Below are 17237 nucleotides of genomic sequence, written 5' to 3'. Positions count from 1 at the left end.
CTTATCTAAATCTGCTTATAATAAATAGGATCAGAGTTAGTACAACACTAACAAGAATAGAAGTCATTAACGGGAAATGAAAGGTCATATTTCCTTTTTGAAATGTGAAATCACCTGGCAGTCTCCCGATAAATGACCAAAGTAAACCAATTACAATCAGAACAATCCCTGCAATAATAAATACTTTCCCCATTATTCTTCTCCATTTACGATTGGAATGCCAAGATGCTCATAAGCTTTAGCCGTAACCCGTCTTCCTCTTGGAGTCCGCTGGATAAAACCTAATTGAAGCAGAAAGGGCTCATATACTTCTTCGATGGTTTGCGATTCCTCGCCAATTGTCGCTGCAATCGTGTCTAGTCCAACAGGTCCGCCGTTAAACCCTTCAATAATTGCTTTTAACAGCTTATGGTCAATATGATCCAATCCTGCATCATCGACTTGCAGCATTTTCAAGGCCTGCCTGGTTGTTTCAAAGCTAATCTCTGTTTCGCCCTTCACCTGTGAGATATCACGTACTCTTTTCAGTAATCGGTTTGCAATACGAGGTGTTCCTCTGGATCTGCGGGCAATTTCTACTGCCGCATCTTCTGAAATTGTCATATGAAATATATCGGCTGTGCGCATTACAATCCGGCGCAGGTCGGCTACTTCATAATATTCCAGCCGGCTAAGAACACCAAATCTGTCACGCAGCGGCGCGCTTAACAGCCCTGACCGTGTTGTTGCTCCTACTAATGTAAAAGGCGGCAAATCAATCCGGACACTACGCGCACTCGGACCACTGCCTATGACAATATCGATAAAAAAGTCTTCCATTGCTGGATACAGCACTTCTTCAACTGATCTCGGAAGCCGATGTACTTCATCAATAAATAATACATCTCCCGGCTCCAGGGAAGAAAGAATTGCTGCTAAATCTCCTGCTCTCTCAATGGCAGGACCAGAAGTAGATCTGAATTGAACACCCATCTCATTAGCAATAATAGAGGCTAACGTTGTTTTTCCGAGTCCCGGCGGTCCATATAGTAATACATGATCAAGCGGCTCTTCGCGCATTTTTGCAGCCTGAATAAATATACTTAAATTTTCCTTTACCTTAGACTGTCCAATATAATCATCTAATTGCAATGGTCTCAGGCTTTGCTCGATGGATACATCTTCTTCATGCAGATTTCCATCTATCATACGTTCATCCAATAATAACACTCCCTTCTATTTTGCTAATAGACTAAATGCTTTGCGGATGACTTCGTCTGTATTTTTTAATGTACTGTCCGACTTCAGCTGCGGTGTAATTTTCTTCAGTTCATTCGGTGTAAAGCCTAATGACTTTAAAGCGTCTAGTGCTTCAGACACGATTTGCCGCTCTTGTGTGCTGCTTACTTTTTCAGATTCCTCAGCTGTACTTCCTATTGCAAAGTCGTTCACCAGTTTTCCTTTTAAGTCTAAAATAATTTGACGCGCGGTTTTCTTCCCTACCCCTGGAAAGGTTGTTAAAAACTTTTCATCTTCATTTTCCACTGCTGCAATAAATCCATGAATATTTACACCGGCTAAAATTGCTAAAGCTCCTTTAGGACCAATCCCTGAAACAGAGATAAGCTTGGTAAATAAGTATTTCTCATCTGTATTCCGAAAACCGAATAAGATTTGCGCATCCTCTCTGACGTGATGATACGTATGTATTTGGACTTGCTGATTCATTTGCGGTTCAAATATATAAGGATTGGGACAAATAATCTCATACCCAATCCCATGCACATCCACAATGACAGCATTTTCTTTTATTGAACTAAGCTTTCCATTTATATATGCAATCATTTTAAGCTCCTTTTGTTCTGGACAAATCAATGAATAAACTTCTATTTATAAATAGAAGTTTATTCATTCGATTCCAGATTATGATGAACATCCTGTACGTCTTCGCTTTCTTCCAGCGCATCCACCAGCTTCATCATTTTCTCTTCATCTTCCGAAGACAGAGAATTGAAATTTTGTGGAATTAAAGTGACTTCTGCATCAGCCAGTTTGTAGGACTGTTCTTCTAAATAAGAGACCACATCTTGGTAATCCTCAGGGCTCGTGAAGATTTCATAGGCTCCATCCTCTACGCTGACATCTTCTGCTCCTGCTTCCAGTGCATCTAAAGTAATTGTATCTTCATCAATAGAGCCATCTGTATTTTCAACGACAATATAGCCTTTACGGTCAAACATAAAGGATACACTTCCATTTTCACCAAGGTTTCCGCCATTCTTTTTAAAAGCATGTCTAATTTCAGCAGCGGTACGATTTTTATTATCAGTTAATACATTTACAATCACAGCAACTCCGCCGGGTCCGTACCCTTCATACGTAATTTCCTCGTAAGTGGCACCATCCAGCGTACCAGTTGCTTTTTTAATATTTCTCTCTATATTATCATTTGGCATATTATCAGCCTTTGCTTTATCAACAGCTGTTCTTAAAGCAGCATTGGTATCCATATCTCCTCCACCGCTTTTCGCAGCAAGATAGATATCTTTTGCATGCCTCATAAAAATTTTACCTTTTTTTGCATCTTGTGCGTTTTTTCTCTTTTGTATATTTTTCCACTTGGAATGTCCAGCCATTAGACATACTCCTCTCTCGAAACTCTTTTTTTACTATATCAAAAAAAGTCCCATCAGAAAAGGAAAACCATCTTTTCGCCATAACTATTCAAAAAGATTTTGAAACAGACGTTCCATATCTTCCCCCATCTGATTCCCTTCATTACGTGCATTAAAATCTTTTACCCGTTCCCATTTCGCTACATTGTTATAAATAAACAGCTTTTTATCTGTATGCAAAATATGCTCTATATCGTCACTTACTTCCTCAAAGTCACGATTATCTGTCCCTTTTTTCATTTGAATTGCAACAACAACACGATCCTCTGTTGTAACAACCTGTACATCTTCCACATCTACATTCTCCTGAAGTAATTCTTGAAATGCTGCTGACTCTTCTTTATCAAAGGATTCTAATGATGGCGGTTCATTTTGCCTTTCAACATTGTTTTCTGAGGGTACCTGTCCTTTATTTTCCTCATAGTGAATTGGCTGAACAGGCTGTTCTTTGCTTGCATTTCTTTCTGTAGATGTACCTGTACAGCCTGTCAGTAATAATAAAATGGATATCGCATAAATCATATATTGTATTTTCAGCATAATAAAATCCTCCCTTATACTGTTAGTATGGATAAGGAAGGACTTTTTAGACATCTAATTTAATGCTGTTATGAACTGGAATCATGCTTATCTTTAGACTGTTCAGGAAAGAATGGCGGCTTTGGATAGAATGAATTTTCTGGTGAATTGGATAATGGTGTCGGGTTAAAATAAGCATACTGCCGATTCTCTGCAACCCCTGGATCCCTTCTTATATCATCCATAAATGATGCCGATGTCGGCATCTGGCTTGGTTTGTCAGGTGAGACAGGACTATTATCCATAGTCTGCTTGGAAGCTGTTGCGTTATTTGCTGATGTATATATATCAGGTGCAGGTCCTTGCCGATTCATCTGATTTACAGTCTGTTCCGGCTGATAAGGCATCATCCCTTGAAACTGCTGATGTCCACCTTCATATTGCATTTCATTGAATCCCATTACCGGGTTGAAAGTAGCCTGCATCGGCCCTGATTGATTCTGATTCCCCCCACAGCCGCAGTCTCCACCTGCATGCATAGGAGGCATCATTGGAAATCCCTGCTGCATACCCGGGTGCATACCATACGGATTAAAATGAGGCATCGGTGGACAAGGCATGAAAAATACCGGCATCATCGGTGGACAAAAAGGCACTGGTTCACAAGGGATTGCTGGTGGATGCTGATAAGCTTCAAACTCAAAGGCCTCCTGCTGTTGTGGTACTTCTTTACCGGCAGTCTGCTCCATGCTTGGTGTAGTTTTTTCTTTTTGCTGCTTTTTAGGAGGTTCTTCTTTCTTTATCGGTTTCTGCATCGATTTTGGTTCCTTTTCTAAAATGGGCATAGAAGGAACCTTGGGCATTTTGGGCATAACTGCTTCAAATTGTTCTTTTTTCTTTTCTTTTTGATCATCTTCTTTTAATACAGCGATTGGTGTCGGTGTCTTTTGTTTATATGGATGCTCTGTTTTTTTCTTTTCTTCTTTCTGGACCGGTTTTGTCTGTTCTTTTTTTGCAGATTTTACCTCTTCTTTAGAAGGTAATGTCTTTTGCTCTTTTTTGGTTGTCTTTTCCTTCTTGGACACCGGTGTCATTTGTTCCTTTTTTGATGTTCCTTTTTGCACTTGTTTTGTTGCCCCTGGTATTTTTATTTTCATTCCAGGCATAAGCTTTTCCGGATTAGCTAAGTGTGAGTTTACCTTTTTCAATTCCTCAAAAGAAGCATTATACTTCTCCGCCAATTTCCATAACGTATCTCCAAGCTGTACAATGTGTATTTTCAAAAGTAACGAACTCCTTTCCCTTTCATAATTGAAATGGGCTAATGCTCTATATCAGCATATGCACATAATAGAAAAAAGTTGCACACTGGGCTTATGAATGTTTACAAAGCTGTTTTTAAGTTTTAAGTGCTTTAAATGGAAAAAGAAAAACCTGACTTATCCACTTTATAAATGTAAAAGTTAAAATTGCGCATACTAAAAACAGCAATTTTGTTTCAAATCATTCATGCTGTTTTTGATTAAAAAGATTGTACTGCCTGATACCACAAGTTTATTTTTTACTTAATAAAGGTATAGAGAGGTAATAGCATATTCTATAACAACTATCTTGTCATTGCCGAAAAGACACAAAGATTTATTTCATACTGTCCTTTTTATGGCTGGTATAACGTACGTTTTTAGTTTCATCGGTATCTTCAAAGCATTTGATTTTATTTTGGATACTTGTTAGGATGTGAAAGTCTAAAAAATACAATATTAAATTTTGTATTTATAGATTGTTTAAATACAGGAAGGAGCAAATTATGAGTAAAATCTCAAAGAAAAGAAAAATGTCCAATGTTTTTCTATATGCCTCTATTTTAATTGGCATTTTAGTAATTATTGGAGCAGTATTTCCGGATGGATTTGGACAAGTTGCCGGTAATATATCATCCTGGATTACTGAAAATTTTGGCTGGTACTACATGATTCTTACAACTATACTTGTATTCTTTTGTGTATTTCTTATTTTCAGCCCAATTGGAACTTTAAAATTAGGAAAACCAAAGGATAAACCGGAATTTAAAACAATCTCCTGGCTTGCAATGTTATTTAGTGCTGGAATGGGTATTGGATTAGTGTTCTATGGTGCATCTGAACCTGTTTCACATTATCTTGCACCACCTACAGAGGATCCAGAAACAAATGAAGCTATGCTTGAAGCTATGCGTTCAACCTTTTTACATTATGGCTTTCATGCTTGGGCTATATACGGTGTTGTTGCCCTTTCGCTTGCATATTCGCAGTTTAGAAAAGGAGAGGTCGGGCTTTTATCTAAAGCATTGCGCCCGTTATTCCACGATCGGGTTGATGGTCCATTAGGTACTCTAGTAGATGTCCTGGCAGTTTTCGCAACTGTTATCGGTGTTGCAGTATCACTAGGTGTAGGCGCTATGCAGATTAACGGCGGTTTAAACTACTTATTCGGCATACCTAATAATATTTTTGTACAAGCAATAATTATTGCTGTGGTAACTGTATTGTTCTTAATCAGTGCATGGAGCGGATTAAGTAAAGGAATTCAATACCTGAGTAATGTCAACATGGTATTAGCCGGAATTTTATTTCTTATCATATTAATTGTTGGGCCAACTATTTTAATATTAAATATGATGACAAGCGGTACTGGTGCTTATCTGCAAAACTTTATGTATAACGCATTAGATGTTGCTCCGCTGAATCAGCAAAAAAGTGAATGGATGTCTCAATGGACTATTTATTATTGGGGCTGGTGGATGAGCTGGAGCCCATTTGTAGGAATTTTTATTGCACGGGTTTCCAAAGGACGGACAATTCGCGAATTTATTTTAGCTGTCCTTCTTGTACCGACCATTATTGGTATTTTATGGTTTAGCGTATTTGGAGTTACAGGTATTTCTGTCGGACAAAGTGCACCACATATATTTGATATGCCTCCGGAAACACAATTGTTTGGCATTTTTAATGAAATCCCTATGGGTACAGTGTTATCCATTGTTGCAGTTCTGCTCGTGGCAATATTCTTTATCACTTCAGCAGACTCAGCAACCTTCGTTTTAGGAATGCAAACTTCATTTGGATCTTTAACTCCAGCTGGAAGAGTAAAGATCGTTTGGGGAGTTTCTTTATCAGCTATTGCATTTATTCTTCTCTTAGCAGGTGGAGAAACCGGGCTCGATGCACTGCAGTCAGCCGCAATCATAGCTGCTCTGCCATTCAGTCTGGTTGTTATCTTACTGGTTATATCCTTCTTCAAGATTGCTAACGAAGAAAGAAAATTCTTAGGCCTGACAATAACACCTAATAAGAAAAGGATGCAAACGTATCTGGAAACTTCTCCAGAGGAATATGAAAAGACATTGGAAACATATAGAGAAAAAAGAAAAGATAATTCAAAAGGAATATAAACAGGAAAAAAGTGCTGATACCATGTGTTCAGCACTTTTTTCCTGTTTCTTGGATTATTAAATTTATATATCAGAGGCTTTAAACATCAATAAAAAGCTTTCATTTATAAGATATTGTAAACGGAATACGACCCTAAAATAGTTACCTCACATCCAAGTGCCTCAAGCTCAGCCTTAACACCAGGCAGCAAAACATCATCGTATTTCTGATCCACATCAATAATAAAGAAATAATTGCCTAAACCAGTCTTTGTAGGTCTGGACTCGATTTTCGATAAGTTCAATTTACGCCAAGCAAATGCAGAAAGAATTTGATGAAGCGCCCCAGCTTTATCACTCGGTAAAGTGATTAGAAACGTTGTTTTTTCGCCTTTTGCCTCACTTTTTATTTTGACCTTCTCCGGCTGATGAGAAAGAACTAGAAAACGGGTATGATTATTTGGATAATCATGAATATTTTCTTTAAATATTTCCAGGCCATACTCTTCAGCAGCTGAACGATTTCCAATAGCTGCAATAGGCCTGTCAGAACCGCTGACTATTTCTGCTGCTCTTCCGGTTGAAGACGTAAAGGCTATTTTGGCATTTTTTAAATTCTGATGCAGATATTGGTGACATTGCGCTATAGCATGGCTATGTGAATGCACCTCTTCTATTTCTGATACTTTGCGAATAATATCACTGCGTACAAGCAAATGCTGTTGAATTGGTACAACGATTTCTCCAACTACAGGTATTCGCACTTGATGAATTAAATAATCAACGGTCAGCTGTACTGTTCCTTCAATTGCATTTTCTAATGGAACAACCCCGATGTCAATTTCTCCTTTATCTACTGCATCGATACATTCCGGAATTGTTTTAAAAGATTCTTTATGCTCACCATTAAAAGTTGCGTCTACTGCTAATTTTGTAAATGTTCCTTTAGGTCCTAAATAACCAATACTCGTCAACTTTATTTCCTCCTAAATATAAAAACTTTAAAGTGCCTGTTTAAAAATGTAAAGACTTGAGCCCGGATTGTACCATAGCGAAACTTGCCGTCTGCTCCTTAGTACAGCTATATCGTCCTGTCCGCACCTGTAATCCGGCATCAGCAAGTCTTCTTTGTTAAGGGGCTCAAGTATTAGAGTTTTCGTTTTTAGCACTTGGAGTTTGTCATTTCAAAGCTACTCAATAAAATCAAATTCGTAATCTAACAGTCGGACAGTATCACCGTCTTGTGCTCCGCGTTCACGCAGTGCCTTGTCAACACCCATTCCTCTTAGCTGGCGGGAGAAACGCTGAACAGCTTCATCGTGCTGAAAGTCGGTCATTTTAAACAATGTCTCGATCCGGTGGCCATAAAGTACAAAAGCACCATCTGGATCTCTTGTTATATGGAAAGGATCCTCTTCCTTCTGATAACGATAGACAACTGTTTCATCAGCCTGTTCTATCTCCTGTTCATATTTCGGAATCTCTTCCAGCTTATCTGCCACTGCAAATAATAAATCTCTCAAGCCATCTTTTGTTACGGCTGAAATTCTATATATAGGGAGCTCTTCTCCAAGTTTTTCTTTAAATTCTTTCAAATTTTCTTCAGCATCCGGCATGTCCATTTTATTAGCAGCGATGATTTGCGGTCTTGTTAAAAGCTTCTTATCATATGCAGCAAGCTCTTCATTAATTTTCACATAGTCCTCATAAGGATCGCGTCCTTCTGTTCCTGCCATATCAATAACATGTACAATCACTCTTGTACGCTCTACATGTCGCAGGAATTGATGCCCCAGTCCGACTCCTTGAGAAGCGCCTTCAATTAAGCCGGGCAAATCTGCCATCACAAAGCTTCGCTGATCTCCTGTATCAACAACTCCCAAATTAGGAGCAATTGTTGTAAAATGATAAGCAGCAACTTTTGGCTTGGCAGCACTCACTACAGACAGCAATGTAGATTTACCCACACTCGGAAAACCTACTAATCCCACATCAGCAATCAGTTTCAACTCAACTTTAATATTACGCTCCTGACCAGGCTCACCATTTTCAGCCATATCTGGAGCTGGATTACGTGGACTGGCAAATCTTGTGTTACCTCTTCCTCCACGTCCGCCTCTTGCAATTACAGCCTCTTGCTCGTGATTTGTTAAATCGGCAATGACTTCGCCTGTATCTTCATCTATTACCGTAGTTCCCGGCGGCACAGGGATAACATAGGCAGCAGCATTTTTGCCATGCTGTGTTTTGCTCATGCCATTTTCACCGCGTTTCCCTTTAAAATGGCGGTTATATCGGAAATCCATTAATGTGTTTAAACCTTCATCTACTTTAAAGACAATATTTGCTCCGTTCCCGCCGTCTCCGCCTGCTGGCCCGCCTTTTGGAACATATTTCTCACGACGGTACGCAACCAGTCCATTTCCGCCATCACCGGCTTTTACATATACACTCACCTGATCGACAAACATTGCTAATCACCTCTTTCTTCTTTTGCTAAATTCCATTCAAAATTCGTTTTTTCTTTTTCCTGTGTTACAGAAACACCATGTTGCTGTTCTATGTTCTCAATACTTATTTTCTCAAGGATGATATCTTTTATAACCATCCTAATTACCCATTGTGTTTCTTGCTCTTCAATATGAAGAACAAGATCGTATACCAGTAAATCTTGTGCAGCTTCTGACAAAAAAGCTAATAGCTTTTCACAGGATGAAAGAAGCTCCTGCTCATCAATCTTTTTCATAGAAGGTTCGAGTAAATCTACATAATACGTTAACGCAAAGGCAGGATATGTATCTTCAAATTGTAAAATCCATATCATAAGCTTATCAGCATTCAACCGCATCAGTTTCCGTTCTTCTTCATAGTATTCCAGAACATTATCTAAATTCATTTTTGCCTTATCCGCTTTCCCCATAGTTAAATAACCGGAAACAATTTGTAATCGGTTCATTAAATCATGTCTGTATTTTTGTATTATACGAACTGTCTCCTTTTCGTCCATTCCTTCACCTCATTAAAATTGAGTATAGCAGAAAACACAGTAAATCAAAAGCAGTAAAACAGAAGCATCCGACAATATCCGGGAAATGAAAGCAGGCTGCCGAGAGTTTATCTCGACAGCCTGCTTTGTTCCTTAACTATACTGTTAACCAAGCATTATGCTTCTTTAGCTACAGGATAAACACTAACTTTTTTACGGTCTCTACCGAAGCGTTCGAATTTTACAACACCATCGATTTTAGCGTAAAGAGTGTCATCTCCACCGCGGCCAACGTTCTCACCTGGATAAATTTTTGTACCGCGTTGACGATAAAGGATTGAACCGCCAGTTACAAACTGTCCATCAGCACGTTTAGAACCAAGTCGTTTTGATTGTGAATCACGACCGTTTTTAGAGCTACCTACACCTTTTTTAGATGCGAAAAATTGTAAATCAAGACGTAACATAAAAATGCACCTCCTTATGAGAAATTCAGTCGAACGTGCTCCCCATAACTTTCTTCAATAGTTTCTAAGGAGACAATCATCCCCTGTACTAACCATTGTATCTTTTCAAGTTTTTCGGAGCTTATATTCTTTGGAAGCTGGACAGAAAGATAACCGCCGTCAGCTCCCTGATCGATATTGAGGTCTGTCTCACATAACTTCATAATTGCATTCACAGCGCCAAATGTCACAGCTGAAACACCAGCACATACAAGATCATATCCATAAGGACCGCTCTCTGCATGTCCAGTAAGTTCAAATGCTGTAACTTGATTATCTGATTGAAAAACAGTTATTTGAATCATTATGAATAACAGAATCCTTATAAGCTGATTTTATCAACTACAAGTTTTGTGTATGGCTGACGATGACCTTGTTTACGATGATAGTTCTTTTTAGGCTTGAACTTCACAACATCAATTTTCTTTTGACGGCCATGCTTTTCAACCTTAGCTGTTACAGATGCGCCCTCAACGTATGGAGCACCAACCTTCACATCGTCTCCTCCGACGAATAGGACTTTTTCAAAAGTTACTGTGTCATTTACTTCACCAGCAACCTTCTCTACATAGATTTCTTGTCCTTCAGTTACTTTAACTTGTTTACCACCAGTTTCAATAATTGCGTACATTTATATGCACCTCCTCATTTAACTCAGACTCGCCATTCAGGTACTGCAGTTTACAGTTTTAAGACCTGTTCTGCGCGGTTGTAGCACGGGTGCTACTTAGAATAACAGATAAATCTTATCATTTTACGGGTTCCATTGTCAACCTTTTTTAATGATCTTAGATAAAAACTCTTAACAATAATATAGTATGGAAGCTTTTATATTTCAAAAACTATTTCACGCTCATTAAAAGCTCCTTCACATATGCCCGTATAGAATGAATATTTTTGTTTTCTCTACTTGGGTGGACTCTGTTTGTCAGAAGAACTGTATACATATTTTTCTTTAAATCAATCCATATTGTTGTACCGGTAAAACCATAGTGCCCGACAATCTTACTATTTTCAGATTTATGGAATATTGCCCAGCCTAATCCCCTGCTTTCATTTAATTGTGTTGTGTAATTAATAAATGAATCCTTTATTAATTTTTGAGAAATAATTTTATTTTCTTCTCCGCTTAAGGAATTCAATAACATAGCGCATAATTTGCCTATATCACCTACTGTTGAAAATACTCCGGCATGCCCGGCAATTCCGTCTAACAGTTCTGCATTCTCATCATGCACAGTTCCACGCTTAACCAGATTGTCAGCCGGATAAAATTCTGTTGAAACAATTCTTTCAATTAAATTTTGGTCTGGATTAAAAATTGTATCGTTCATATTCAGAACATCCCAAATATTTTCTTTCACGAGTCGATCAAGGCTCATTCCACTGACTTTTTCTATAATATCACCCAAAATAATAAAACCCCTGTTACTGTAGATAACCTGTTTATCAGGAGGATATTCTAGACCATCCTTTAACAGTCCTGTCATAATGTCTTTTTTATTATTGCCAAATTGCTTTAAATAAGTTCTCTCAGAAAGACCGGAAGTATGCGTTAAATGTTGAAATATCGTTGTATATTTGAGTTCTGAATCTATTTCATCCCCATAAAAGCGAAATAATTCATCATTCATATTTATGTATCCCTTATCTATCAAGAACATAACTGCCGGCCAAACAGCAACCACTTTTGTTAATGAGGCTATATCAAAAATCGATACCTTATTCATTGGCAATGAATAAGGTATAATTTGAGAAAAGCCATACTCTTTATGCAACTGCACTTTCTTATCCTTCACAATTAATATTACTGCACCGGGAACCTCCTCATTATCAACAGAATTACTCAAATATTTATCAATATTCAACATGATATCTGAATTATGCTCTGATTCATCTTGATAACTTTTTATATTGCTCAATATAAATACACTCCCCTCTAATACATAATTCAATATTCTTACCTATTATTACTCAACTTTCGCACCTGAGAATAAGCATCTACACCTTGCCATTCTAGGTTAAACATGTTCTTCATTATCCTGCTTGCATTTTGTTAAATTATCTTACTTTTGAAATGAAGATTGTGTATAGCTCCTGCAACCAACCACTCCGCTTTCCATGGGGACGGCTTCAGCTAACTTGAAAAGCAAAACGGCCCGCCGCAGCGGTGTCCATACACGTTACCTTCTTTCTAGATAGGGTTTATGCTTTGTCAAGAGACAGATGAAAGGAGCGATCAAAACCTATCACTACAATAAGTACATTTTTTTAGGCGCGAAAGTTGAGTTATTATATCTTAATTTATAAATAGACTAATGCTGCAGCCAAGAAAATTTATTATTAAGTAATGTCCGTTTTTATCTTTCATGCATTTACTCATATAGACAGCTTGTTCAGCATATATATACTTGTACCAATCTAAGAAGAAATTTATTTCTAATATTACTATCTTTAAAAAAGGATTGTGAGATGGATGGATAAAAACTTAAAAAAAATTCGTAAATCAATTGAAATGCGTCAGAAAGTAAAAGGACTGAATAGAGCAAAACAGGGCAACCAAGAGGATTATTTACAAAGTAACGCATTACCGGATATGGAAGAATCTCACGGTTTTTATCCTTCTATATCTTCCAGCCATACAAATTCAGCAATTCCTGAAAATAATTCCCGTATTACCAGTATTGCAGTGAAAGCTCTATTGTCCGTTTCGCTTTTTCTGGGAACAGCACTTGTTACTGAAGTAGACAAACCTTTTATGGAGCAGCCAAGAGAATGGATAACTTCCACTTTAACAAATCAATTTCCTTTTGCAAAAGTTAACGCGTGGTATTCTGAAGTATTTGGTACTCCTTTATCTTTCCGACCAAGTACGATTACAGAGGAGGTTGTTACCGATTCAACATATCTTCCGGTGAACGGCACCATTTCAGAACACTTCCATGAAAATGGTCAAGGTGTCTATATTGATACAGAAGGAGAAGAAAATGTGGCAGCAGTTGGAGAAGGTATTGTCGTGTTTGCTGGAAATGACCGTTCTACAGATAAAACGGTAAAGATTCAACACGCAGACGGTTCTACAACGCAGTATGGTTTTTTAGATTCAATCGAAGTTCACTTATATCAGCATATTTCTAATGGTCAAGTTCTTGGAGCATTAGGAAAAGAAAGCGGCAATCAATCTGTTTTTTTCGCAATTGAGCAAGAGAACCAATATATTGATCCTGAGCAGGTGATTCTGGTTGATCAACAGCCTTAAAACTTCTATACAACTCATTCATTTCCACCCTATTCTATGGATATTTATTATCATTTCTTTTTTGACAGGCTCTTTTACAGAGCTTGCTATTATTTTCAGCATTGTTTTTCTCCATGAATTAGGGCACTACATCGCTGCTTCTTCGTTTAAGTGGCGAATTTCATCTATTGTACTTTGGGCTTTTGGCGGAGTTATGAAAACAGATGAACACGGCACTCGCCCTGTCCGCGAGGAAGCAATCGTTATAATTGCAGGGCCGTTTGTACAAATTTTAATTTATGGCTTTTTATATGCCGTATCTTCCTCTGGAGTAATTCCGGATTATTATTTTGAATTAATACTTTATTATAATACAATTATTCTCCTGTTTAATCTGCTGCCAATTTGGCCGTTGGACGGCGGAAAGCTTGTTTTCTTAGCTTTAACTACTTTCTTAACCTTTAAAAAAGCATATTATACAACAATTATCAGTTCTTTAGTGATATGCGCAATAATCATTTTAGGACAGCTTCTTTTCTTTCCATTTACGTTAAGCAGTTTTCTTATCTGGCTCTTCTTAATACAGGAAAATTGGAAGGAATGGAAATATCGCTTTTATGTTTTTATTCGTTTTCTTTTAAAGAGATACGAAGGAGATAATATTGTACGTGCTATTAAACCAATTTACGCGTCTCCCCAGGACAGTTTTTTAGATGTATTGACCCGTTTTCACCGTGAAAAGAAGCATACCATTTATATTGAATACCCTGACAGGGAGCGGATTTCTGTTGAGGATAATGAGTGTTTAGATTATTACTTTAATGAAAGACCTTATCGACAAACGATTGGGGAAGCTTTTACCGGTTATTAAAAAATAAACATCCGATGGATTTTTTCCTGTCGGATGTTTTCTTTATTAATTATTATATTTTAAAAAATGCTTTTACCTTTTGCATAAAACCTTTTTCTTCCTCCAGTGACTGCAAGGGAACTGTTTCTCCCAGAATTCTTCTGGCTATATTACGATAGCTGATAGAAGCTTTAAAATTTGGAGAGAGAGAAATTGGTTCTCCTTTATTTGCAGCTTTAATCATTTCTTCATCATCAGCTACAATACCTATTAAATCAATCGCTAACAGTTGAACAATATCATCAATATCCAGCATATCGCCATTTTTCATCATATGATTGCGAATTCGGTTAATAATTAGTCTGGGAGGTTCTATCATATCCTCTTTTTCGATAAGCCCTATGATGCGATCGGCATCCCGTACACTTGAATTTTCAGGAGTTGTTACTACAATTGCTCTGTCAGCACCGGCAATTGCATTTTGAAAGCCTTGTTCAATACCGGCAGGACAATCAATAATAATATAATCATACTCTTGCTTCAGTTCTGAAACAATCTCTTTCATGCCTTCTGTCGTTACAGCAGATTTATCACTTGTTTGTGCAGCAGGGAGCAATGAAAGGTAATCAAAACGTTTATCTTTGATCAGAGCCTGCTGCAGCTTGCATCGTCCCTGAATAACATCGACAATATCATAAATAATCCGATTTTCAAGTCCCATAATTACATCTAAATTACGCAGGCCAATATCTGTATCAATTAAACATACTTTTTTATCCATCAAAGCTAAAGATGTACCAATATTTGCAGATGTAGTTGTTTTACCAACCCCACCCTTCCCGGATGTAATTACAATCGCTTCACCCATTATTCATTCTCCTCTCAAATGCGCTAATCACCTTTCTCTGTTTAGAAAGTGTTTTAATCGAATCGATCACAATCTTATTCTGATCTGGATCAATGATTCCGCATTCCATGTATACTCCATCAGCTTCATAATCAGGTGCCCGACTAATATATTCTGCAATTCGAAGCTGTGCCGGCTTCATATAGGAGGCAGCTATAAAAGCCTCTTGATCTCCTTCTATACCGGCATGCGCAATTCCTAATAAGTTCCCCATAATATAGATGTTCCCGCTGGCTCTTACCCTGCCGCCGGGATTTACATCTCCAATTAATAATAAATCTCCTTTTGTTTCAAGTACTTGTCCGGATCTGACAATCTGATTAACTACCTTTAATTGACTTTCATCCAGCCATGTTTTTGCATCTTTAATTGGTATCACATCTGATTCCATTGCCTCAATTTGAAAACGGTTTTTTTCTTCAATAATACCTTTTAATTGATGGCGCTGTTCCTCCGTCAGATAACGATGGCCGAGTTTTACTTTAACCGAAACAACAGGCTCTTCTTTTTGGGGGGTGCTGCCGTCCAGTTTTTTTATCAGGTCTTGTAAAATCTCCTCAAAGGAAGAATTTTCATCAATAAATAAAATCAAACCATCTCTTGTACCTTTAATTGTGATGGTCGGTTTCGTTTCTTGCACGATACATTCACCTCTTTTTTCTACAGCTGCATCTAATGAATGATGCCGACTGAGCAGAGTCTGCCGCTCTTTAATAAATAATTCGGTTTGTTCGGTTTATTTCAAACGGTCAGATTATGTTAATTCTGTACCCCATTTCCGCATTGGTTTTATAATAAACGGATAAATTAATACCAGGAATAATAGATTCATAAGAATTGTAGGTATTAACCGGTTCAATAAGTATACTTCAATCGGCATATCTGTAAATCCGATAACAGTAAAAATGGCATAAATACTAACATCAGCTATGGCTATTCCAAAAGCTGACAGCATTAGCAGTACATAAAAGTTTCCCTGCAACATTTTCTTCAAACCGCGGACAATATAAATAACAAGTGCATAAGAGAACATATAGACACCTAATATACCTGTATAAACGATATCGAAAAGCAATCCAAAAATAAGCGCATATAAAACAGCATAATAAGTGTCATTCCGGTCGTAGAAAATAGCAATATAAATCAGCATGACAAACAGCCAGTGGGGCACAATCATATATGTACCCATTAACAGCTGATGAGGCAAAAGCTCTAAAGCTACTCCAGAGAGTACCATTACTGCAAAAAGAATCAAAGGGAATATTACACGCCTGGTCAAGACTCTTCATCCCCTTCTTCTTCATCTTCCGGCTGATCTATGGAACGATTCACAACAATCACATTCCGGATATCAAATAAGTCTGCAGCCGGTTCGATCATTGCAATCCTTGTTAATCCGTATTGATCAGCAACAACTTCTTTGACTTCACCAATTGTAATACCTGCCGGAAATTCTCCGCCCAGTTCTGAGGAATATACTGTATCCCCTTCTTCGATATCGGCATCAGACTCTTCAATAATACGGAACAAGAGCATCTCTGTTTCCTCATCAAATCCTTCAATCATTCCAAAAATATCTTTGTCATCTTCCCGTAAAACCGTTGCGGAAACACGGTTAAATTCATCAAATCCGGTCAATAATTGTACTGTAGATGTACCCTTGGAAGTATGAAGGACTTTTCCAATCATTCCTTCTGCTGTTCTGACAACCATATTTTCCTGGATTCCATCATTCTCTCCGCGATTAATGGTTACCTGGTCCACCCATTGCTCCGGCGAACGGGCAATCACGGTCGCATAGATCGGTTCATAATCCCGAGCTGTTTCCGTCATATCGATAATGGAGCGCAGCTCTTCATTCTCATCCTCCAGCTTTTGCAAATCATATACCATGCTTTTTTGTTGAGATAATTGTTCTCTTAATACCTGATTTTCTTCATATGTTGTCTTAAAATCACTAACATTTGACACAATATCAGTAACAAACGTAACTGGAGCCTGTGCAATATTTTGCACCCACCCTACAGAATCACTGACAATCTTCTCGGCAAAGTTTAAATGCCCACGACTGTTTAAAGAATATCCTATTAATACTACTAGTACAATAAATCCAATTAGGATCACAAATAATTTCTTACTTCGAAAAAAATTCATACAAACACCTACTT

General features: G+C 37.8%; 20 protein-coding genes and 1 other annotated feature. Of the genes, 3 read left to right on the top strand and 17 right to left on the bottom strand.

Annotation, left to right across the window (positions count from 1 at the left end; all coding sequences use genetic code 11):
• Position 1: 1 nt before the first annotated feature.
• From MKY30_RS17645 to safA, 6 genes are all read right to left on the bottom strand, one after another.
• Positions 2 to 193, bottom strand: coding sequence for a DUF2905 domain-containing protein (locus tag MKY30_RS17645; RefSeq protein ID WP_147207894.1), 192 nt, complete (start codon positions 191 to 193; stop codon positions 2 to 4).
• Positions 193 to 1200 carry a Holliday junction branch migration DNA helicase RuvB gene (ruvB, locus tag MKY30_RS17640; protein WP_147207895.1) on the bottom strand — a complete coding sequence of 336 codons (1008 nt, stop codon included), beginning with the start codon at positions 1198 to 1200 and terminating at the stop codon, positions 193 to 195. Before ruvB ends, MKY30_RS17645 begins: the two co-directional genes overlap by 1 nt.
• Before the next feature lie 15 nt (positions 1201 to 1215).
• Positions 1216 to 1824 carry a Holliday junction branch migration protein RuvA gene (gene ruvA, locus MKY30_RS17635; RefSeq protein ID WP_339286108.1) on the bottom strand — a complete coding sequence of 203 codons (609 nt, stop codon included), beginning with the start codon at positions 1822 to 1824 and terminating at the stop codon, positions 1216 to 1218.
• A 59-nt stretch (positions 1825 to 1883) separates the two neighbouring features.
• Positions 1884 to 2615, bottom strand: a complete 732-nt coding sequence (locus MKY30_RS17630) for a YebC/PmpR family DNA-binding transcriptional regulator (RefSeq protein WP_156985393.1) — start codon at positions 2613 to 2615, stop codon at positions 1884 to 1886.
• 84 nt (positions 2616 to 2699) lie between these two features.
• Entirely contained in the window at positions 2700 to 3194 is a 495-nt protein-coding gene (locus MKY30_RS17625; RefSeq protein ID WP_198048570.1) for a YhcN/YlaJ family sporulation lipoprotein, read from the bottom strand.
• Positions 3195 to 3262: 68 nt separating this feature from the next.
• Entirely contained in the window at positions 3263 to 4456 is a 1194-nt protein-coding gene (gene safA / locus MKY30_RS17620; RefSeq protein WP_339286105.1) for a SafA/ExsA family spore coat assembly protein, read from the bottom strand.
• Between the two features lie 524 nt (positions 4457 to 4980).
• Here safA and MKY30_RS17615 point away from each other — a divergent pair.
• Positions 4981 to 6603, top strand: a complete 1623-nt coding sequence (locus MKY30_RS17615) for a BCCT family transporter (protein WP_147207899.1) — start codon at positions 4981 to 4983, stop codon at positions 6601 to 6603.
• 104 nt (positions 6604 to 6707) lie between these two features.
• Here the strand turns inward: MKY30_RS17615 and pheA are convergent, their stop codons facing one another.
• The 7 genes from pheA to MKY30_RS17580 form a co-directional block, all read right to left on the bottom strand.
• Positions 6708 to 7556 (bottom strand): prephenate dehydratase, encoded by an 849-nt coding sequence (pheA, locus tag MKY30_RS17610; protein WP_147207900.1) that lies wholly within the window; start codon positions 7554 to 7556, stop codon positions 6708 to 6710.
• Positions 7557 to 7772: 216 nt separating this feature from the next.
• Entirely contained in the window at positions 7773 to 9053 is a 1281-nt protein-coding gene (gene obgE / locus MKY30_RS17605; protein ID WP_339286104.1) for a GTPase ObgE, read from the bottom strand.
• A 2-nt stretch (positions 9054 to 9055) separates the two neighbouring features.
• Complete coding sequence (locus MKY30_RS17600) at positions 9056 to 9589, bottom strand: Spo0B domain-containing protein (protein WP_147207902.1); 534 nt, start codon at positions 9587 to 9589, stop codon at positions 9056 to 9058.
• A 155-nt stretch (positions 9590 to 9744) separates the two neighbouring features.
• Complete coding sequence (gene rpmA, locus MKY30_RS17595; protein ID WP_147207903.1) at positions 9745 to 10035, bottom strand: 50S ribosomal protein L27; 291 nt, start codon at positions 10033 to 10035, stop codon at positions 9745 to 9747.
• Between the two features lie 14 nt (positions 10036 to 10049).
• Positions 10050 to 10379: a ribosomal-processing cysteine protease Prp gene (locus MKY30_RS17590; RefSeq protein WP_147207904.1), complete on the bottom strand. Its 330-nt coding sequence runs from the start codon at positions 10377 to 10379 to the stop codon at positions 10050 to 10052.
• 17 nt (positions 10380 to 10396) lie between these two features.
• Positions 10397 to 10705, bottom strand: coding sequence for a 50S ribosomal protein L21 (gene rplU / locus MKY30_RS17585; protein WP_147207905.1), 309 nt, complete (start codon positions 10703 to 10705; stop codon positions 10397 to 10399).
• A gap of 15 nt (positions 10706 to 10720) precedes the next feature.
• Positions 10721 to 10795, bottom strand: a sequence feature (ribosomal protein L21 leader region).
• Between the two features lie 121 nt (positions 10796 to 10916).
• Positions 10917 to 11996 carry a serine hydrolase domain-containing protein gene (locus MKY30_RS17580; protein ID WP_339286101.1) on the bottom strand — a complete coding sequence of 360 codons (1080 nt, stop codon included), beginning with the start codon at positions 11994 to 11996 and terminating at the stop codon, positions 10917 to 10919.
• A 554-nt stretch (positions 11997 to 12550) separates the two neighbouring features.
• Here MKY30_RS17580 and MKY30_RS17575 point away from each other — a divergent pair.
• Positions 12551 to 13333 carry a M23 family metallopeptidase gene (locus MKY30_RS17575; RefSeq protein ID WP_147207907.1) on the top strand — a complete coding sequence of 261 codons (783 nt, stop codon included), beginning with the start codon at positions 12551 to 12553 and terminating at the stop codon, positions 13331 to 13333.
• The gene (locus MKY30_RS17570; protein WP_307725827.1) at positions 13317 to 14183 is read left to right on the top strand and encodes a M50 family metallopeptidase; all 867 of its coding nucleotides are present in this window, start codon (positions 13317 to 13319) and stop codon (positions 14181 to 14183) included. The genes MKY30_RS17575 and MKY30_RS17570 overlap by 17 nt, the downstream gene beginning before the upstream one ends.
• 52 nt (positions 14184 to 14235) lie before the next feature.
• On the opposite strand, the gene minD is transcribed toward MKY30_RS17570, so the two are convergent.
• The 4 genes from minD to mreC form a co-directional block, all read right to left on the bottom strand.
• Positions 14236 to 15030: a septum site-determining protein MinD gene (gene minD, locus MKY30_RS17565; RefSeq protein WP_147207908.1), complete on the bottom strand. Its 795-nt coding sequence runs from the start codon at positions 15028 to 15030 to the stop codon at positions 14236 to 14238.
• The gene (gene minC, locus MKY30_RS17560) at positions 15023 to 15709 is read right to left on the bottom strand and encodes a septum site-determining protein MinC (RefSeq protein ID WP_341084949.1); all 687 of its coding nucleotides are present in this window, start codon (positions 15707 to 15709) and stop codon (positions 15023 to 15025) included. Before minC ends, minD begins: the two co-directional genes overlap by 8 nt.
• A 114-nt stretch (positions 15710 to 15823) precedes the next feature.
• Positions 15824 to 16348 carry a rod shape-determining protein MreD gene (gene mreD, locus MKY30_RS17555; protein ID WP_147207910.1) on the bottom strand — a complete coding sequence of 175 codons (525 nt, stop codon included), beginning with the start codon at positions 16346 to 16348 and terminating at the stop codon, positions 15824 to 15826.
• On the bottom strand, positions 16345 to 17223 hold the full coding sequence (gene mreC / locus MKY30_RS17550) for a rod shape-determining protein MreC (RefSeq protein ID WP_147207911.1): 879 nt from the start codon (positions 17221 to 17223) through the stop codon (positions 16345 to 16347). The genes mreD and mreC overlap by 4 nt, the downstream gene beginning before the upstream one ends.
• Positions 17224 to 17237 lie beyond the last annotated feature (14 nt).

It is taken from the genome of Oceanobacillus sp. FSL W8-0428 (assembly GCF_038004405.1).
Lineage (GTDB): Bacteria > Bacillota > Bacilli > Bacillales > Amphibacillaceae > Oceanobacillus > Oceanobacillus sojae.
This window is presented reverse-complemented; position numbering and strand designations above follow the sequence as displayed.

Coding starts and splice junctions, on each gene's coding strand:
- MKY30_RS17645 (WP_147207894.1), bottom strand. CDS start 193: ATGGGGAAAGTATTTATTATTGCAGGGATTGTTCTGATTGTAATTGGT.
- ruvA (WP_339286108.1), bottom strand. CDS start 1,824: ATGATTGCATATATAAATGGAAAGCTTAGTTCAATAAAAGAAAATGCT.
- MKY30_RS17630 (WP_156985393.1), bottom strand. CDS start 2,615: ATGGCTGGACATTCCAAGTGGAAAAATATACAAAAGAGAAAAAACGCA.
- MKY30_RS17625 (WP_198048570.1), bottom strand. CDS start 3,194: ATGCTGAAAATACAATATATGATTTATGCGATATCCATTTTATTATTA.
- MKY30_RS17615 (WP_147207899.1), top strand. CDS start 4,981: ATGAGTAAAATCTCAAAGAAAAGAAAAATGTCCAATGTTTTTCTATAT.
- obgE (WP_339286104.1), bottom strand. CDS start 9,053: ATGTTTGTCGATCAGGTGAGTGTATATGTAAAAGCCGGTGATGGCGGA.
- MKY30_RS17600 (WP_147207902.1), bottom strand. CDS start 9,589: ATGGACGAAAAGGAGACAGTTCGTATAATACAAAAATACAGACATGAT.
- rpmA (WP_147207903.1), bottom strand. CDS start 10,035: ATGTTACGTCTTGATTTACAATTTTTCGCATCTAAAAAAGGTGTAGGT.
- MKY30_RS17590 (WP_147207904.1), bottom strand. CDS start 10,379: ATGATTCAAATAACTGTTTTTCAATCAGATAATCAAGTTACAGCATTT.
- rplU (WP_147207905.1), bottom strand. CDS start 10,705: ATGTACGCAATTATTGAAACTGGTGGTAAACAAGTTAAAGTAACTGAA.
- MKY30_RS17575 (WP_147207907.1), top strand. CDS start 12,551: ATGGATAAAAACTTAAAAAAAATTCGTAAATCAATTGAAATGCGTCAG.
- minD (WP_147207908.1), bottom strand. CDS start 15,030: ATGGGTGAAGCGATTGTAATTACATCCGGGAAGGGTGGGGTTGGTAAA.
- mreC (WP_147207911.1), bottom strand. CDS start 17,223: ATGAATTTTTTTCGAAGTAAGAAATTATTTGTGATCCTAATTGGATTT.